Source organism: Streptantibioticus silvisoli, from assembly GCF_027947535.2.
Taxonomy (GTDB): Bacteria; Actinomycetota; Actinomycetes; order Streptomycetales; family Streptomycetaceae; genus Streptantibioticus_C; species Streptantibioticus_C silvisoli.
In genome coordinates, this window is record NZ_JAAGKO020000068.1 from 1 (window position 1) to 18,895 (window position 18,895).

Annotated in this window: 8 protein-coding genes, 1 tRNA gene, 1 rRNA gene and 1 pseudogene; 10 read left to right on the top strand and 1 reads right to left on the bottom strand. The window is 71.7% G+C overall.

Going from position 1 to position 18,895, the window contains the following annotated elements; genetic code table 11:
* Together rrf and POF43_RS30480 are read left to right on the top strand one after the other, a co-directional pair.
* Nucleotides 1–65, top strand: a 5S ribosomal RNA gene (rrf, locus tag POF43_RS35360); the annotation flags it as partial.
* A 239-nt stretch (nt 66–304) separates the two neighbouring features.
* Nucleotides 305–380: transfer RNA gene (locus POF43_RS30480), tRNA-Thr, on the top strand.
* A 128-nt stretch (nt 381–508) separates the two neighbouring features.
* Here the strand turns inward: POF43_RS30480 and POF43_RS30485 are convergent.
* On the bottom strand, nt 509–3,124 hold the full coding sequence (locus tag POF43_RS30485; RefSeq protein ID WP_282699037.1) for a SpoIIE family protein phosphatase: 2,616 nt from the start codon (nt 3,122–3,124) through the stop codon (nt 509–511).
* A 386-nt stretch (nt 3,125–3,510) separates the two neighbouring features.
* Between POF43_RS30485 and POF43_RS30490 the strand changes: the two genes are divergently transcribed.
* The 8 genes and pseudogenes from POF43_RS30490 to POF43_RS30525 all read left to right on the top strand — a co-directional run bounded on the left by POF43_RS30490 (nt 3,511) and on the right by POF43_RS30525 (nt 18,706).
* Nucleotides 3,511–8,958 (top strand): HAMP domain-containing protein, encoded by a 5,448-nt coding sequence (locus tag POF43_RS30490; protein ID WP_271324514.1) that lies wholly within the window; start codon nt 3,511–3,513, stop codon nt 8,956–8,958.
* A 332-nt stretch (nt 8,959–9,290) separates the two neighbouring features.
* Nucleotides 9,291–9,965 carry a response regulator gene (locus tag POF43_RS30495; protein WP_271316443.1) on the top strand — a complete coding sequence of 225 codons (675 nt, stop codon included), beginning with the start codon at nt 9,291–9,293 and terminating at the stop codon, nt 9,963–9,965.
* A gap of 403 nt (nt 9,966–10,368) precedes the next feature.
* Entirely contained in the window at nt 10,369–13,227 is a 2,859-nt protein-coding gene (locus POF43_RS30500; protein ID WP_271325060.1) for an FtsK/SpoIIIE family DNA translocase, read from the top strand.
* A gap of 442 nt (nt 13,228–13,669) precedes the next feature.
* Nucleotides 13,670–14,527, top strand: a complete 858-nt coding sequence (locus POF43_RS30505) for a helix-turn-helix domain-containing protein (RefSeq protein ID WP_372516159.1) — start codon at nt 13,670–13,672, stop codon at nt 14,525–14,527.
* A gap of 133 nt (nt 14,528–14,660) precedes the next feature.
* Nucleotides 14,661–16,232 (top strand): 30S ribosomal protein S12 methylthiotransferase RimO, encoded by a 1,572-nt coding sequence (gene rimO / locus POF43_RS30510; RefSeq protein ID WP_282704869.1) that lies wholly within the window; start codon nt 14,661–14,663, stop codon nt 16,230–16,232.
* Nucleotides 16,229–17,161 (top strand): annotated as a pseudogene (pgsA, locus tag POF43_RS30515) (CDP-diacylglycerol--glycerol-3-phosphate 3-phosphatidyltransferase); the annotation flags it as partial. The gene rimO and the pseudogene pgsA, both read left to right, overlap by 4 nt.
* 491 nt (nt 17,162–17,652) lie before the next feature.
* On the top strand, nt 17,653–18,228 hold the full coding sequence (locus tag POF43_RS30520) for a CinA family protein (RefSeq protein ID WP_271325127.1): 576 nt from the start codon (nt 17,653–17,655) through the stop codon (nt 18,226–18,228).
* A gap of 109 nt (nt 18,229–18,337) precedes the next feature.
* Complete coding sequence (locus tag POF43_RS30525) at nt 18,338–18,706, top strand: helix-turn-helix domain-containing protein (RefSeq protein ID WP_271325126.1); 369 nt, start codon at nt 18,338–18,340, stop codon at nt 18,704–18,706.
* Nucleotides 18,707–18,895: the final 189 nt, after the last annotated feature.

Below are 18,895 nucleotides of genomic sequence, written 5' to 3' on the forward strand. Positions count from 1 at the left end.
CTAAGCCTTTCAGCGCCGATGGTACTGCAGGGGGGACCCTGTGGGAGAGTAGGACGCCGCCGAACATTTTTTGGGCCGTTGGCTCCAGCAGATTTGATCTGTTGGAGCCAACGGTCATTTTTGCGTTCAGGACTGCTGGCTCTCCGTCTGACCGTCGCACAGCGGTAGCGGGGGTAATGGGGTGGACCGGGCCGGCCACGGGGGCCGGGGCCGGGCATCGGGGCCGGCCCGCGTCGCACCGTGCGGGCCGGAGAACGGATTTCCGATGCGGGCCTGGATGGGCTACTCTTTTCCCTGTTGGCACGCCCCAATAGCTCAGTCGGTAGAGCGTCTCCATGGTAAGGAGAAGGTCTACGGTTCGATTCCGTATTGGGGCTCCAGACGAACGAAGGCCCCCGCCATTCACGTGGCGGGGGCCTTCGTCGTATCCGGCCGACGGACCGTAAGCCGGACCGTGAGCCGGGCCGTCAGCCGTGGTCGGCCGAGCCGTCAGCCCCGGCCGGTCCGGTCAGACGTCGACGTGTCCGTGGACCCGCATGGTGAGGATGGCCATGTCGTCGGAGGGCGGGTCCGGGGCGAAGCGCTCCACGGCCCGCTGGACCCGGGCGGCGACCGCGCCGGCGGTGAGGCCGGTGCTCTGGGCCAGCACCTCCGCGAGGCCGTCGTCGCCGAGCATGCGGCTGCCCTCCCGGCGTTCGGTGACACCGTCGGTGACGCACAGCAGGACATCGCCGGATTCCAGGCGCACCGTCTGCTCGACCAGGCGGATGTCGTCCATGACGCCCAGCAGCGGCTGCGGGTCCGCGGCGGAGACGACCTTGCCGTCCTTGCGCAGCCGCAGGGGCAGCGGGTGCCCGGCGCAGACCACCTTCAGCTCGGCGCTGCCGTCCGGCTGCGGCCACAACTCGCCGTAGAGCAGGGTGAGGAAGCGGCTGCGGGCGCCCTCGTCGAGGATGGCGGTGTTGAGGCGTTCCAGCACGGCGGGGCCGCCGAGGCCCTCACGGGCCAGCAGGCGCAGCGCGTGCCGGGCCAGGCCGGTGACGGCGGCGGCTTCCGGTCCGGTGCCGCAGACGTCGCCGATGGCGAAGCCCCAGCAGCCCTCGCGGATCGGGAACAGGTCGTAGAAGTCGCCGCCGACCTCGTTGCCCTCGCCGGCCGCCTGGTAGATGACCTCGACCTCGACGCCGGGGATGTGCGGCAACTCCGGCGGCAGCAGGCTGCGTTGCAGGGACTGGCTGATCGCGGTGCGCTCGGAGTACAGCCGGGCGTTGTCCAGGGCGAGCGCGGCCCGGCGCGAGAGGTCCTCGGCCAGTTCCAGGATCTCCTGGCGGAAGCGTTCGTCGGACGGCTTGCCGAGCGTCAGCATGCCGATGACGCGGTTGCGGGCGACCAGCGGCAGCACGACGGTCTCGCCGCCGACCGCGGAGGCGGTGGCGTGCGCGCCGGTGCCGGTGGCGGGCCGGCCGGCCTCGGCCAGGCCCAGGCTGCGCAGCGAGGCGCGCAGCGCGGTGGAGTGGGCCGCTTCGGACGGCGCGTTCCACATCCGGGCGCCCGGGGTGGGGTCGGGGGAGGGCGGCGCGATGCGGGACAGCAGCGCCTTGAGGCCGTCGATGCGGTCCTCGTCCTCGTGCAGGACGAAGGCGAGTTCCGGTTCGGACTGCTCGGCGATGGTGTAGACGGCGCACCAGGTGGCGAGCGTCGGCACCGTCATCTGGGCCATCAGGGCCAGTGTCTGGTCGCGTTCCAGGGTGCCGGCCAGCAGGTCGGAGGCCTCGACGAGGAAGGACAGCGAGCCGCGGCGCAGCCGTTCGAGCTCGGTGAGCCGGGCGCTTTCGACGGCCAGCGCGATCCGGTCGGCGGCGAACTGAAGGCGCAGCGCCTCCTCGTTGGTGTACCGGCCCGGGGCCTCGGCGGCGACGCCCAGCGAGCCGGTGAGGCGGCCTTCGACCTTCAGCGGGACGGTGACGACCGAGCGCATGCCGGTGCCGGACAGCAGCGGGACGGCGCCGGGCGCGACGGTGAGGTCCTCGTGGACGGCGGGCATCCGGGCGCTGCCGTAGCGGCCGGAGCCGGCTTCGACGGGGACCCGGGCGAAGCGCTGGCGGGCGGCGGGCAGTCCGGTGGAGGCGCGCACCTCCAGCTCGGTCTCGTCGTCGGTGGCGAGCAGCAGGTAGGCGGCGTCGCCGTCGAGCATGTCGCGGGCGCGTTCGACGGTGCGTTGCAGCAGGCCGTCGAGGTCGTCGGGGGCGGGGGAGCCGATGAAGACCTCGAAGGGGTCGGCCGCGTTGCCGCCCCGGTCGCCGGGGGAGTCCTGCACCGGGATGCGCACCGGGCTCTGCAGGATGGCGCGTTCGTTCTCGCGCACCAGCAGGCAGACGGTGGAGGGGGCGCCGTCGCTGTCGCGCACCCGCAGGTGGGAGCCGTAGACCGGCTGGACCTTGCCGTCGGAGTCGCGCAGGCCGTAGGAGCCCTCCCAGCGCGACAGCCGCAGCGCCTCGGCGAGGCCGAAGCCGGTGCCGGGGGTCTGCGGCCAGGCGCTGAGGTCGCCCAGTGGTTTGCCGGTGACCTGCTCGGCGGTATGGCCGAAGAGTGCCTGCGCGTCGTCGTTCCAGCCGCTGACGGTGCCGTCGTGGTCGACCTGGACGACGGCGACCCGGACCCGGGGGTCGGCCAGCGGCAGGGAGGCGGGGGGCAGCGGGGGGCCGGCGGAGCGGGTGCCGGCCGGGCGGTCGGGCAGTTCGAGCTGGAACCAGACGCGTTTGTGGGTGGGGGTGTACTCCACGCCCCAGCGGCCGGCCAGCGCGGAGCACAGGATGAGGCCGCGGCCGCCCTCCTTGTCGGGGGAGGCGGTCAGGTGGGGGGAGGTGTGCAGCGGCACCTCGCGTTCCGGGTACTGGTCGGCGACCTCGATGCGGACCGAGCCCGGCTGGCGCAGGCACACCACGTCGGCGGCGGTGCCGGCGTGGACCACGGCGTTGGTGACGAGTTCGCTGGTCAGGACGACGGCGTCGTCGGTGACGTCGGCGAACCCCCACCCCTGGAGCGTGTCGCGCACGAAGGCGCGGGCGGTGGCGACGGAACGTCCGACCGGCTCGAAGGTGGCGGCTGCCCGCGCGGTGATCAATTGGCTCCTCGTGTGTCGCAGGTCACCCGGCTCGGCGTCGGGCCGTCCGGTGCCGTTCCGCCCGGGTGGGCGGTGGCCGGCCGCGAACCCGGATGGGGGCGCGGGCGAGTCCTTCCGTTCGGCGCTCTGCTCGCGCATGTCTGGCGGCACCCCTCCGCGGCCCAGGTGTACGCCCGGCACGTGGCGGGCAACCCGATGCCAGGTTACTTACCCGTTGGGGCGGCGCGCGTGCCGGTTGCGGGTGTTTTCCGTCGTGATCGGACCGTGACGGGCGGTGGATGCCGCAGAACGGTTATGGCCGGGCGCGGTCGGGGTGAAACACTGGGAATGCCTTGGGCAGGGGCAAGAGCCAGGGCAGTCGAGGACGACCCTCTGGGAGGGACACGGTGGAGACTGGTGCATCGTCGCGTGGTCCGGCCGCGCGTGCGAAGGGTGCTCGCTCCCGATCGGGCGGTACCACCGAGGTCGACACGGCCTCGCTGCACAAACTGCTGTCCGCCCTGGCCGCGATGCGGGACGGCAGTTTCCGCAAACGGCTGAACGTCCCGGGCGACGGGATCATGGCGGACATCGCCGTGGTGTTCAACGAGGTCGCCGACCGCAACCAGCACCTGACCGGTGAGCTGGCGCGGGTGCGCCGGGTGGTGGGCCGGGAGGGGCGCCTGTCGGAGCGGCTGAAGGTCGGGGCGTCGGAGGGTTCGTGGGCCGCGGCGATCGACGCGTCCAACGCGCTGGTCGACGACCTGGTGCGGCCGGTGTCCGAGGTGGGCCGGGTGCTGTCGGCGGTCGCGGAGGGCGACCTGGAACAGCGGATGGACCTGCGGGCGCAGGGCGGTGAGGGCGGCGGCGGGCACCCGTTGCGCGGCGAGTTCCTCAAGGTGGGCCGGACGGTCAACGGGCTGGTGGACCAGCTGGCGGCGTTCACCGAGGAGGTCACCCGGGTCGCCAGTGAGGTCGGTACCGAGGGCAAGCTCGGCGGCCAGGCCACGGTGCGCGGGATGGCGGGTTCGTGGAAGGACCTGACGGATTCGGTCAACACGATGGCCTCCCGGCTGACCGCGCAGGTGCGCGACATCTCGCTGGTCACGACGGCGGTCGCCGACGGTGACCTGTCGCGGAAGGTCACCGTCCATGTGGACGGCGAGATGCTCCAGCTGAAGAACACCGTCAACACGATGGTCGACCAGCTCTCGTCGTTCGCCTCCGAGGTGACCCGGGTGGCCCGCGAGGTGGGTACCGAGGGCGAGTTGGGCGGCCAGGCACAGGTGCCGGGCGTGGCGGGGGTTTGGAAGGACCTCACCGACTCCGTCAACCTGATGGCCGGAAATCTGACCGATCAGGTGAGGGAGATCGCCCAGGTCACCACCGCGGTGGCCAACGGCGACCTGACGCAGAAGATCACCATCGCGGCGCGCGGCGAGGTCGCGCAGCTGGCCGAGACGATCAACGGCATGACCGAGACGCTGCGCACGTTCGCCGGCGAGGTCACCCGGGTGGCCGGCGAGGTCGGCGCGAAGGGCCAGCTGGGCGGTCAGGCGCAGGTGCCGGGGGCGGCGGGTACCTGGAAGGACCTGACGGATTCGGTCAACACCGCGTTCCGCAACCTCACCGCGCAGGTGCGCGACATCGCGCAGGTGACGACGGCGGTGGCCAACGGCGACCTGTCGCAGAAGGTCACGGTCGACGTCTCCGGCGAGATGCTGGAGCTGAAGAACACCGTCAACACGATGGTCGACCAGCTGTCCGCGTTCGGTTCCGAGGTGACCCGGGTGGCCCGGGAGATCGGCGTCGAGGGTGAGCTGGGCGGTCAGGCGCAGGTGTCGGGCGCGGCGGGTACCTGGAAGGACCTGACGGATTCGGTCAACACCGCCTTCCGCAACCTCACCGGCCAGGTGCGCAACATCGCGCAGGTGACGACGGCGGTGGCCAACGGCGACCTGTCGCAGAAGGTCACCGTGGACGTCTCCGGCGAGATGCTCCAGCTGAAGAACACCGTCAACCGCATGGTGGACCAGCTGTCCTCGTTCGCCGCGCAGGTGACGCGGATGGCCCGTGACGTGGGCACCGAGGGGCGGCTGGGCGGTCAGGCGCGGGTGGACGGCGTGTCGGGCACCTGGAAGGACCTGACGGACTCCGTCAACTTCATGGCGGGCAACCTCACCTCGCAGGTGCGGCAGATCGCCCAGGTGACGACGGCGGTGGCCAACGGCGACCTGACGCAGAAGATCGAGGTCGACGCGCGCGGGGAGATCCTGGAGCTGAAGAACACCATCAACACGATGGTCGACCAGCTGTCGGCGTTCGCCGACCAGGTCACCCGGGTGGCCCGGGACGTGGGTACCGAGGGCCGGCTCGGCGGGCAGGCGCAGGTGCCGGGCGTCGCCGGTGTGTGGCGCGACCTGACCGACTCCGTCAACGGCATGGCCGGCAACCTGACCACCCAGGTGCGCAACATCGCCCAGGTGGCCACGGCGGTGGCCAACGGTGACCTGTCGCAGAAGATCGACGTGGACGCGCGCGGGGAGATCCTGGAGCTGAAGAACACCATCAACACGATGGTCGACCAGCTGTCGGCGTTCGCCGAGCAGGTCACCCGGGTGGCCCGGGACGTGGGTACCGAGGGCCGGCTCGGCGGGCAGGCGGACGTGCAGGGGGTGTCGGGTACCTGGAAGGACCTGACGCAGTCGGTGAACCTGATGGCGTCGAACCTCACCGACCAGGTGCGCAACATCGCGCAGGTGACGACGGCGGTGGCCAACGGTGACCTGTCGAAGAAGATCACCGTCGACGCCAAGGGCGAGATCCTGGCGCTGGTCACCACCGTCAACACGATGGTGGACCAGCTGTCGGCGTTCGGTGACGAGGTGACCCGGGTGGCCCGCGAGGTGGGTACCGAGGGCCAGTTGGGCGGCCAGGCCCGGGTGCGCGGGGTCTCCGGCATCTGGAAGGACCTCACCGACAACGTCAACCTGATGGCCAGCAACCTGACCAACCAGGTGCGCAGCCTGGCGGACGTGGCCACCGCGGTGGCCAACGGCGACCTGACGAAGAAGAGCACGGTGGAGGCGCGCGGTGAGGTCGCGCAGCTCGCCGGCACCATCAACACCATGGTCGACACCCTGTCGGCGTTCGGTGACGAGGTGACCCGGGTGGCCCGCGAGGTGGGTACCGAGGGCCGGCTCGGCGGGCAGGCCCGGGTTCCCGGGGTGGCCGGTACCTGGAAGGACCTCACCGAGTCGGTGAACTCGATGGCGTCCAACCTGACCAACCAGGTGCGCAGCATCGCGATGGTCACCACCTCGGTGGCCAAGGGCGACCTGTCGAAGAAGATCGACGTGGACGCGCGCGGGGAGATCCTGGAGCTGAAGACCACCATCAACACGATGGTCGGTCAGCTGTCGGCGTTCGGTGACGAGGTGACCCGGGTGGCCCGCGAGGTGGGCACCGAGGGCCGGCTCGGCGGCCAGGCGCGGGTGCCGGGGGTCTCCGGCATCTGGCGCGACCTCACCGACTCGGTGAACCTGATGGCGAACAACCTGACCAACCAGGTGCGCAACATCGCGGAGGTCGCCACCGCGGTGACCCGCGGCGACCTGAACCTGAAGATCGACGTGGACGCGGCCGGCGAGATCCTGGAGCTCCAGGACAACATCAACACGATGATCGTCAAGCTGCGCGAGACCACGCTCGCCAACAAGGAGCAGGACTGGCTCAAGGGCAACCTGGCGCGCATCTCCGGTCTCATGCAGGGCCGCCGGGACCTGCTGGACGTCGCCGAGCTGATCATGAGCGAGCTGACCCCGGTGGTCTCCGCGCAGCACGGCGCGTTCTTCCTGGCCCAGGAGATCGGCGAGTCCGGTGAGGGCGGCGAGATCGGCGGCGCCGACGGCGAGAGCTACGAGCTGCGGCTGATCGGCTCCTACGGCTACTCGCGCCGCACCATGCCGACGTCGTTCCTGCCCGGTGAGTCGCTGATCGGGCAGGCGGCGGTGGAGAAGCGTTCCATCCTGGTGGAGAACGTGCCGTCGGGTTACCTGAAGATCGCATCGGGACTGGGGGAGGCGCCGCCGGCCCACGTCATCGTGCTGCCGGTGCTGTTCGAGGACCGCATCCTCGGCGTGATCGAACTGGCCGCCTTCCAGCCGCTGACCCCGATCCAGAAGGACTTCCTCAGCCAGATCGCCGAGATGATCGCCACCAGCGTCAACACCATCTCGGTCAACACCAAGACCGAGGGGCTGCTGGAGCAGTCCCAGGAGCTGACCGTCCAGCTGCGCGACCGCTCGGCCGAGCTGGAGAACCGGCAGAGCGCGCTCCAGGCGTCCAACGTCGAGCTGGAGGACAAGGCCAAGCTGCTGGCCCAGCAGAACCGCGACATCGAGGTGAAGAACACCGAGATCGAGGAGGCCCGGCAGGTGCTGGAGGAGCGCGCCGAACAGCTGGCGATCTCCATGCGGTACAAGTCGGAGTTCCTGGCCAACATGTCGCACGAGCTGCGCACCCCGCTCAACTCGCTGCTGATCCTGGCCAAGCTGCTCGCCGACAACGCGGACGCCAACCTGTCGCCCAAGCAGGTGGAGTTCGCCGAGACCATCCACGGCGCCGGCTCCGACCTGCTCCAGCTGATCAACGACATCCTGGACCTGTCGAAGGTCGAGGCGGGCAAGATGGACGTCAGCCCCACCCGGATCGCCCTGGTCCAGCTGGTCGACTACGTCGAGGCGACCTTCCGCCCGCTGACCGCGGAAAAGGGCCTGGACTTCTCCATCCGCGTCTCCCCGGAGCTGCCGGTCACCCTGCACACCGACGAGCAGCGGCTGCTCCAGGTGCTGCGCAACTTGCTGTCGAACGCGGTGAAGTTCACCGACGCCGGCGCGGTGGAACTTGTCATCCGCCCGGCCGGCCCGGACATCCCGGTCGCCATCCGCGAACAGCTGCTGGAGAACGGCTCGCTGACCAACGCCGACCAGCCGATGGTCGCCTTCTCGGTCACCGACACCGGTATCGGCATCGCGGCCAGCAAGATGCGGGTGATCTTCGAGGCCTTCAAGCAGGCCGACGGCACCACCAGCCGCAAGTACGGCGGCACCGGCCTGGGGCTGTCCATCAGCCGCGAGATCGCCCGGCTGCTCGGCGGCGAGATCCAGGCCGACAGCGAGCCGGGCCGCGGCTCGACGTTCACCTTGTACCTGCCGCTGAGCAGCGGTGAGCTGACCCCGAAGGAGTTCGCCTCCGCCGAGATCACCGACGCCGGCGCGGTCTCGGAACTGGAGGCGGCCGCGTCCGGGCCCGGCGACTTCGGCGGCCCGGTCTACGGCCGCGGCGGGCTGTCGCGCCGCCGCCGCTCGTCCGCGCCGGTCGGTGCCGAGCCCGCCGGGCACGGAACCGGCCGGCTGGAGCCCTGGTCCGGCCCGGAGGAGCCCCGGCAGCTCGGCGTCACCCGGGTGCCGTCCGCGTTCAACGCCGAGAAGGTGCTGATCGTCGACGACGACATCCGCAACGTCTTCGCGCTCACCAGCGTCCTGGAGCAGCACGGCCTGACCGTGCTGTACGCGGAGAACGGCCGCGAGGGCATCGAGGTGCTGGAGCAGCACGACGACGTCTCCGTGGTGCTGATGGACATCATGATGCCGGAGATGGACGGTTACGCGACGACCTCGGCCATCCGCCGGATGCCGCAGTTCGCCGACCTGCCGATCATCGCGCTGACCGCGAAGGCGATGAAGGGCGACAAGGAGAAGGCCCTGGACTCCGGCGCGAGCGCGTACGTCACCAAACCGGTCGACACCGATCACCTTCTGGCCATCATGAAGCAGTACATGAACGCCCGTTGACGTGGGAACGGTGACCGGGAAATCTGTGATCCGCGCCCGGCGGATCATGGATTTCCCGGTGCCGGTATGGCCATCCGGTGACGAGTGGATGAGAGCAGGGTGAGATTGCGTCATCCGGCGCTCCGACACGCCCCGCCGGGTGTGAGAGTGCTGGGGGCGGGGAACCTATTCGTGCCTCGCCACGTTTTTGCTTCGGGCACAGTGACATGGCGGTGACAGGGTGTGGCGAGCGACAGGGTGCGGCTACCATGACCGGCACAAGGACGGACGGCGTACGGGAGTCGTCCCTGGGGGCGGCGCCCGGAATGCTGCCGGGACGAGGAGGGCGGGCCATGGTGCAGAAGGCCAAGATCCTCCTGGTCGATGACCGGCCGGAGAATCTGCTGGCGCTGGAGGCGATCCTCTCCGCGCTCGATCAGACGCTGGTGCGGGCATCGTCCGGGGAGGAAGCGCTCAAGGCGCTGCTCACGGACGACTTCGCGGTCATCCTGCTCGACGTGCAGATGCCGGGTATGGACGGTTTCGAGACGGCCGCGCACATCAAGCGGCGCGAACGCACCCGCGACATCCCGATCATCTTCCTGACCGCCATCAACCACGGCCCGCACCACACCTTCCGCGGCTACGCGGCCGGCGCGGTCGACTACATCTCCAAGCCGTTCGACCCGTGGGTCCTGCGCGCCAAGGTGTCGGTCTTCGTCGACCTGTACATGAAGAACTGCCAGCTGCGCGAGCAGGCGGCCCTGCTGCGGCTCCAGCTGGAACAGGGCGAGCAGGGCGGCGGCGGCCGGGAGTCGGCGGGGGTGCTGGCCGAACTGTCCGCCCGGCTGGCCGCCGTCGAGGAGCAGGCCGAGGCGCTCACCAAGCAGCTCGACGAGTCCGCCGACGCCGCCGCGGTGGCCACCGCCGCCCACCTGGAACGCAAGCTGACCGGCCTGCGACGCGCCCTGGACGCGCTGGAGCCCGGCGCCGACCACAGCGGCCCCTCGCTGCCCCCACAGGCCTGAGCGGCCCTCCGGGGGTCGGCGGGAAGGTCTTGGGCGCGGGGCTTCTCGGTGCACAGGGGTTTTCCGGGGTGGAGGTCTTCGGGGTGCGGTGAGGTCTTCTGGGGGCGGGTGTCTTCGGGGGCGGTCGGGCGCCTTCGCGGCGTACCGGGGTCGTCGGGTGGAGGTCTTCACCGGTGACCGGGCCTTCGGGGGCGGATGTCTTCGCGGTGGCGTGAGGTCTTCGGCGGCGGGCGTCTTCGCGGGGTCCCGAGGTCTTCGGCGGCCGGAGCGGACGGGCGGGCTCCGGCGCACGACGGGCATCGCGTCTGACGCCCGCTCACCGTGCGGGCGGGGCGCGGCGACACGAACGGGCGAAGGTCTGTCAGGCGTGTCGGCGCCGGGGCAACGGCGGTAATGTCGCACCATGGCCTCACGTACGTCCGGCAAGGGCTCCAGCAGCGCTACGGCGCCCGCACAGCGCGCCGGGCGTGGCAAGGCCGCCGCGGTGCCGGCCAAGAAAACGGCGGCCCGCCGCAGCGCGGCACCGCCCGTCAAGGGCGGCAAGGCCACCGGGAGGAAGCCGCCGGTCAAGAAGGCCGTCAGGCCCGCGCCGAAACCCGCCCCGAGTCCCACCGGCGGCGTCTACCGGCTGGTGCGCGCGGTGTGGCTGGGGTTCGCGCACAGCGTCGGCGCCGTCTTCCGCGGTGTCGGGCGCGGCGCCCGCGGCCTGGACCCGGCCCACCGCAAGGACGGCCTGGCGCTGCTGCTGCTCGGCGTGGCCCTGGTCACCGCGGCCGGCACCTGGTCCAACCTCAGCGGCCCGGTCGGCGACCTGGTGGAGATGCTGGTCACCGGCGCGTTCGGCCGGCTCGACCTGCTGGTGCCGATACTGCTGGCGATCGTCGCGGTCCGCCTGATGCGGCACCCGGAGCAGCAGGACGCCAACGGACGCATCGTCATCGGGCTGTCCGCGCTGCTGATCGGCGTGCTCGGCATGGTGCACATCGCGTGCGGCGCCCCCGGCCGGGGCCAGGGCGCGCAGGCCCTGCGCGACGCCGGCGGCCTGATCGGCTGGGCGGCGTCCAAGCCGCTGCTGTTCACCGTCGGCTCGACCCTCGCGGTGCCCCTGCTGGCCCTGGTCACCCTCTTCGGTTTCCTGGTGGTCACCGCCACCCCGGTCAACGCGATCCCGCAGCGCCTGAAGCAGATCGGCACCCGCCTGGGGCTCTACCTGCCCCCGGAGACCGACGAGGACGCCGACCCGTTCGACGACGAGGACGGCCTCGCCGCCGACGACACCCCGGTACCGGCCCGGCGCGGCGGATCGAGCTCCGCGGCCCCCGCCGAGTCGCCCGACGCCGTCGAGGCCGCCGAGATCGGCCGGCGCCGCCGTCCCCGGCGCGGGCAGGAGGCCGGTACGCCGGAGCCCGGGGCGGTGGCGGACTTCACCAAGCGCGACCCCAACGCGGTCGACGTCGCCGCGGCCGCGGCCGCCGCGCTGGACGGCGCGGTGCTGCACGGCGTACAGCCCTCGCCGCTCGTGGCCGACCTCACCAGTTCCCTCCGCACCGTGCCCCCCGGCGGCCGTACCGGCGCCCGCCCGGCCGGCCAGGGCGACGCCGACGGCAGCGGCGGCACCGGCGCCCCGGCGAGGACCCCGGCCACCGCCGGCTCCGGCTCCGGCTCCGCCGGCCCCGGCACGGGCAAGGCGGCGAAGGCGGGGGAGGGGACCGTTGCCGACCTGACGAAGCGGCCCGTGGTGCCCGAGGGCGACCCGTTGCCGCCGCGGGCCGAGCAGTTGATGCTCTCCGGCGACATCACGTACGCGCTGCCGCCGCTGGACCTGCTGGAGCGCGGCGGCCCCGGGCGGACCCGCAGCGCGGCCAACGACGCGGTGGTGGCGGCGCTCAGCGGGGTGTTCGGCGAGTTCAAGGTCGACGCCACCGTCACCGGGTTCAGCCGCGGCCCGACCGTCACCCGCTACGAGGTGGAACTCGGTCCGGCGGTGAAGGTCGAGCGGATCACCGCGCTGGCCAAGAACATCGCCTACTCGGTGGCCAGCCCGGATGTGCGGATCATAAGCCCGATCCCGGGCAAGTCGGCCGTGGGCATCGAGATCCCCAACTCCGACCGCGAGATGGTCAACCTCGGTGACGTCCTCCGTTCGGCGCAGGCCATCGGCGAGGAACACCCGATGACCGTCGCCCTCGGCAAGGACGTCGAAGGCGGCTACGTCACCGCCAACCTCGCCAGGATGCCGCACGTCCTGGTGGCCGGCGCGACCGGTTCCGGCAAGTCCTCGTGCATCAACTGCCTGATCACCTCGATCATGGTCCGCGCCACCCCGGAGGAGGTCCGGATGGTGCTGGTCGACCCCAAGCGGGTCGAGCTGACCGCCTACGAGGGCATCCCGCACCTGATCACCCCGATCATCACCAACCCCAAGAAGGCCGCCGAGGCCCTCCAGTGGGTGGTGCGCGAGATGGACCTGCGCTACGACGACCTGGCCGCCTACGGCTACCGCCACATCGACGACTTCAACGCCGCCATCCGCTCCGGCAAGGCCAAGCCGCCGGAGGGCAGCGAACGCGAGCTGGTCCCCTACCCGTACCTGCTGGTGATCGTCGACGAGCTGGCCGACCTGATGATGGTCGCCCCGCGCGACGTCGAGGACTCCATCGTCCGCATCACCCAGCTGGCCCGCGCGGCCGGCATCCACCTGGTCCTCGCCACCCAGCGGCCCAGCGTCGACGTGGTCACCGGCCTGATCAAGGCCAACGTGCCCTCCCGGCTGGCGTTCGCCACCTCCTCGCTCGCCGACAGCCGCGTCATCCTCGACCAGCCCGGCGCCGAGAAGCTCATCGGCAAGGGCGACGCGCTCTTCCTGCCGATGGGCGCGAACAAGCCGGTCCGGCTCCAGGGCGCGTTCGTCACCGAGGACGAGGTCCAGGGCGTCGTCGACCACTGCAAGGCCCAGTTCACCCCGTCCTACCGCCAGGACGTCATGGTCGGCGCCGGCCCGAAGAAGGAGATCGACGAGGAGATCGGCGACGACCTCGACCTGCTGATGCAGGCCGTCGAGCTGGTCGTCTCCACCCAGTTCGGCTCGACCTCGATGCTCCAGCGCAAACTGCGCGTGGGATTCGCCAAAGCGGGCAGGCTCATGGACCTGATGGAGTCCCGCAACATCGTGGGGCCCAGCGAGGGGTCGAAGGCGCGTGACGTGCTGATCAAGCCGGACGACCTGGACGGAGTACTCGCCGAGATCAGCGGCGGCGGCTGACCGGAGTACTGGTGGTCGGCCGGAGCACGGACGGCTGACCGGAGCACCAGTGGCCGGCTGGAACACGGACGGCTGACCGGTGTACCGGTGGTTGGCCGGAGCACGGACGGCTGACCGGAGTACTGGTGGTTGGCCGGAGCACGGACGGCTGGCCGGAGTACTGGTGGTCGGCCGGAGCACGGACGGCTGGCCGGAGCACCGGTGGTTGGCCGGAGCACCGACGGCGGACGCCCACCGGTGCGGTGTTGCGGGCAACCGTTCGTGCCGTTCATACGTCAAAATGGAGAAGGGAGCCCGTGAATGGATGCCTGCCCCTCCGCACGGACGCGATCCGGCCGGACCCCGATGGCGGACACTCGATGGCCGCCCGGTTGCCCGCTGTTCGCAGAGCGCCCCTAGACTGAATTTCCAGCAGGTGGCTACACGTTTGAAAGGCGTCCCCGTGTCCATCGGCAACTCCTCCTCCGACGCTCCTTCCTCCGCTTCGGACGTGCCCTCGTCCACCCCCTCGATCGGCCTGATCCTGGCCCGGGGACGCAGGGACGCCGGCCTGACCGTCGACGCGGTCAGCGCCGCCACCCGGGTCCGGGTGCCGCTCGTGCGCGCCATCGAACTGGACGACTTCGGCCCCTGCGGCGGCGACGTGTACGCCCGCGGCCATATCCGTGCCTACGCGCGGGCCGTCGGCATCGACCCCGATCCGCTCGTCGACCGTTACGACGCCGAGCACGGCGGACGCCCGGAACCCACCCCGGTCGCGCCGATGTACGACACCGACCGGGTCCGCGTCGAACCGCGCCGCCCCAACTGGACGGCCGCCATGATCGCCGCGATCGTCGTGGTCGTCGCCTTCGTCGGCTTCACCATGTTCAGCGGCGGCGGCAGCCAGCAGGTGGCCGGCCACGCCTCCCAGCAGGGCCCCAGCAGCCGTCCCTCCGCCTCCGCTCCGTCCGCCGCCCCTTCCGCGCCGGGCAGCACCGCGCCCTCGACCCTGCCCTCCACCCAGCCCAGCAACAGCCCCATCGCGGCCGTGCCTGCCAACAAGGTCGTGGTGAAACTCACCGCGGGCGGCGGCAAGAGCTGGGTGTCGGCCACCGGGGCCAACGGCAACACCCTCTTCCAGGGCCTGCTCGGCCAGGGCCAGTCCAAGACCTTCACCGACGACAAGAAGATCTCGCTGGTCCTGGGCAACGCCGGCGCCGTCCAGCTGTTCGTCAACGGCAAGGACCTCGGCACCGCCGGCGGCAACGGGCAGTTGGTCCGTACCGACTTCACCCCGGGCAATCCGCAGGCCGGCTGACCGCCGACCGCCCGGCCCGTCCTCGCGCCCCGGCGCCCGGGACGGGCCGCGCCCTCGCGGGGCCGGCCCGGACGGGACGCCGGTGACGGCCCTCGCGGAAGGCGCGCGGGCTCGGACAAAGTAGGCTGAGCCCATGCCCGAACCCCGTACCGTCGCTCTGGTCACTCTCGGCTGCGCGCGCAATGAGGTGGACTCCGAAGAGCTCGCCGGCCGTCTGGCGGCGGACGGCTGGCGCCTCGTGGAGGACGCCTCGGACGCCGACGTCGCCGTCGTCAACACCTGCGGCTTCGTCGACGCCGCCAAGAAGGACTCCGTCGACGCCCTCCTGGAGGCCAACGACCTCAAGGGCCAGGCCCGCACCCAGGCCGTCGTCGCGGTCGGCTGCATGGCCGAGCGGTACGGCAAGGAACTCGCCGAGGCGCTGCCCGAGGCCGACGCGGTCCTGGGCTTCGACGACTACGCCGACATCTCCGACCGGCTGCGCACCATCCTGTCCGGCGGTGTGCACGCCCCGCACACCCCGCGCGACCGCAGGCAGCTGCTGCCGATCAGCCCCGCCGAACGGCAGAACGCCACCGTCGCGCTGCCCGGCCACGCCCAGCCCGCCCCGCAGAACGTCCCGGCGGACCTGCCCGAGGGCATCGCCCCCGCCTCCGGCCCCCGCACCCCGCTGCGCCGCCGGCTCGACGGCGGACCGGTGGCCTCCGTCAAGCTCGCCTCCGGCTGCGACCGCCGCTGCGCCTTCTGCGCCATCCCCTCCTTCCGCGGCTCGTTCGTCTCCCGGCGCCCCTCCGACGTGCTCGGCGAGACCCGCTGGCTGGCCGAGCAGGGCGTCAAGGAGGTCATGCTGGTCAGCGAGAACAACACCTCCTACGGCAAGGACCTCGGCGACATCCGCCTGCTGGAGACCCTGCTGCCGGAACTCGCCGCCGTCGACGGCATCGAGCGCATCCGGGTCAGCTACCTCCAGCCCGCCGAGATGCGCCCCGGCCTGATCGACGTGCTCACCGGCACCCCCAAGGTCGCCCCCTACTTCGACCTGTCCTTCCAGCACTCCGCGCCCGGCGTGCTGCGCGCCATGCGCCGCTTCGGCGACACGGACCGCTTCCTGGAGCTGCTGGAGACCATCCGCGGCAAGGCCCCCCAGGCGGGGGTGCGCTCCAACTTCATCGTCGGCTTCCCCGGTGAGACCGAGGCCGACCTCGCCGAACTGGAACGCTTCCTCAACGGCGCCCGGCTCGACGCCGTCGGCGTGTTCGGCTACTCCGACGAGGAGGGCACCGAGGCCGCCGGCTACGACGGCAAGCTCCCGCAGGACGTGGTCTCCGACCGGCTGGCCCACATCTCCCGGCTCGCCGAGGAACTCACCGCGCAGCGCGCGGAGGACCGGCTCGGCGAGACGGTGGAGGTACTGGTGGAGTCCGTCTCCGCGGGCTTCGCGGACGGGTCAGCGGACGGTTCCGCGATCGACGGGGCCGGTTCCGGCGTCGGTGGAAGTGGTGGGCACGGGGACGGGGACGGCGAGGAGTACGCGGCCGTCGGCCGGGCCGCCCACCAGGCGCCGGAGACCGACGGCCAGATCCTGCTGACGGAACGCCACGGCCTCGCCCCGGGAAGCATGGTCACCGCGAAGGTGGTGGACACCGACGGCGTCGACCTCGTCGCCGAGCCGCTGGCCGGCGGTACCCGGGGGGTCTGCGGATGACCGGAGTACCCGCGAGCGCCGCCGGCGGCCACCGCCCCGCCGCGGCCGCCGGGGACCGCGGCGACCACCTCCAGGACGCGGTGGTCCGCCCGGTCAAGCTGTGGAACGTCGCCAACGCCCTCACCATGCTGCGCCTGCTGCTGGTGCCCGGCTTCGTCCTGCTGCTCCTGCACGGCGACGGCCACGACCCGGCCTGGCGCTCCTTCGCCTGGGCCGCGTTCGCCGTCGCGATGATCACCGACCTGTTCGACGGCGAGATCGCCCGCCGGTACGACATGGTGACCGACTTCGGCAAGATCGCCGACCCGATCGCCGACAAGGCGATCATGGGCGCCGCCCTCATCGGCCTGTCCGCCCTGGGCGACCTGCCCTGGTGGGTCACCGCGGTCATCCTCTTCCGCGAGGTCGGCATCACCCTCATGCGCTTCTGGGTGATCCGGCACGCCGTGATCCCCGCCAGCCGCGGCGGCAAACTGAAGACGCTCACCCAGGGCGTCGCCGTCGGCATGTATGTCCTCATCCTCACCGGCCCCCTGGCCAGCCTCCGCGGCTGGTTCATGGCCGCCGCGGTGGTCCTCACCGTCCTCACCGGCCTCGACTACGTCCGCCAGGCGGTGGTCCTGCGCAGGGCGAGCCTGGCACGGGCGAGAGGCTTTTCCGCCGGGGGAGGGGGGCTCGCCGACGGGGCGGGTGTCTCCGACGGTGCGAGTGTCTCCGACGGTGTGGGTGTCTCCGACGGGGCGGGTGTCTCCGACGGTGGTGGCGTCTCCGACGGTGCGGCCGTTGGGGGTGCGGATGCGGGCGGTGCTTCGGGTGCTGCTGGCGGTGCGGGCGCTGGTGCCTTGGGTGTTGCTGGGGGTGCGGTGGCCGGCGGTGGTGCGGACGCTGGCGGTGCCTCCGGCGTTGCTGGCGGTGCGGATGCTGACGGCGGTGAGGTGGCTGGGGGTGAGGTGGTCGATGGTGCCTCGGGGGGTGCCGGTGGCGTGGTCGGCGGTGTCTCGGGTGTTGCCGGTGGCGTGGTCGACGGTGCCTCGGGTGTTGGCGGTGGCGTGGTCGACGGTGGCTCGAGTCTTGGCGGTGCGGTGGTTGAGGGTGAGGTGGTCGATGGCGCCTCGGGGGGTGCCGGTGGCGTGGTCGGCGGTGCCTTGGGTGCTGGCGGGGGCGTGGTCGGCGGTGCCTCCGGTGCCGATGGTGCGGCGGTCGACGGAGCCGAGGGCGCTGGGGGTGCCGGGGCTGCTACTGACTCCGGTTCCGTGGTGGCCGACGGTGCCGCCACTCCCGCGGACGTCGCTGACGCCTCCGGTGAGGTGCCGCCCTCCGGGGCCACGGCTTCCGGTGCGGTGGACACCGCGGAGGACGCCGAGCCGGACGGCATCGCGAACGGCATCGCGGGTACGGCCGCGGTCCGCAGGCCGCAGACGTGACGACGCCGGAGGACGGCACGGGCCGCCCCGACGCCTCCGTTGCGGCCACCGCGCTGCGTCTGCTCACGCGACGCGGTGAGACCCTCGCGGTCGCCGAGTCGCTCACCGGTGGGCTGGTGGCGGCCGAACTGACGTCGGTGCCGGGCGCGTCCAGCGCCTTCGCCGGTTCCGTGACCGCGTACGCCACGCGGCTCAAGCACGAACTCCTCGGAGTCGACGCCGGGTTGCTGGCCGACCGCGGCGCGGTGGACCCCGACGTCGCCCGGTCCATGGCCCGCGGCGTCCGCGACCGCCTCAGCGCCACTTGGGGCCTCGCGACGACCGGGGTGGCCGGTCCCGCCCCCCAGGACGGCAAGCCCGTCGGAACGGTCTACGTCGCGGTGGCCGGCCCCTCCCACGCGGCCGTCGTCCCCCTCACCCTGTCCGGCGACCGCTCCGCCATCCGCGTCGCCGCGGTCCGGGGTGCGCTGGAACTGCTGGTGGACGCGCTGTCGGCGCCGGACGGACCACCTTCCGGTGAAGCGCGGGAAAACGGGAAAGCTAAGGATACGGAACAGCCCGGAAGTTTCTGATGTTTGCAGCCCTGAGTGAACACGTCATCGCTCCCCGCACGGCCGAAGCCGGAGGCGGTACGGTGGGGCGAGAAGCTTGTGGTCCCGCGGTCCGAGGAAGGAGGCACCGATGATTCTGCTCCGTCGCCTGCTGGGTGACGTACTGCGTCGGCAGCGCCAACGTCAGGGCCGCACTCTGCGCGAGGTCTCGGCATCGGCCCGGGTCTCGCTCGGCTACCTCTCAGAGGTGGAGCGCGGCCAGAAGGAAGCCTCCTCCGAACTGCTCTCCGCGATCTGCGACGCCCTCGACGTGCGAATGTCCGAGGTCATGCGTGAGGTCAGCGACGAGCTCTCGCTCGCCGAGCTGGCCCAGTCGGCGACCTCGGAGACTGCTCCCGCGCCAGTGCGGCTGGAAACCATCACGCACGTGCCGGTACCCGGCAAACGCGTCACGATCAAGGCCCCTCAGGCGGAGGTCGCGGAGGTCGTCGCGGCCTGACGGCCCGGCTCCCCTCCCTGATCCTGCCCCTGCGACCTGGCAACGGCCGGGGTCCCCCTGCGGCAATCCCGCACCGGGACCTCGGCCGTAGTCGTTCCCCCGTATCCCCACCGACGCTTTCCTGCTCCGTCACTCCATGAACGTTTCGCGGTCCCCGAGGGGGCAGACGTAACGTGGATCAAACGGACG

What these genes read in the sequence shown, in the direction of transcription:
- POF43_RS30525 (WP_271325126.1), top strand. Translation starts at nt 18,338, where the DNA reads ATGATTCTGCTCCGTCGCCTGCTGGGTGACGTACTGCGTCGGCAGCGC.
- POF43_RS30495 (WP_271316443.1), top strand. Translation starts at nt 9,291, where the DNA reads ATGGTGCAGAAGGCCAAGATCCTCCTGGTCGATGACCGGCCGGAGAAT.
- POF43_RS30500 (WP_271325060.1), top strand. Translation starts at nt 10,369, where the DNA reads ATGGCCTCACGTACGTCCGGCAAGGGCTCCAGCAGCGCTACGGCGCCC.
- rimO (WP_282704869.1), top strand. Translation starts at nt 14,661, where the DNA reads ATGCCCGAACCCCGTACCGTCGCTCTGGTCACTCTCGGCTGCGCGCGC.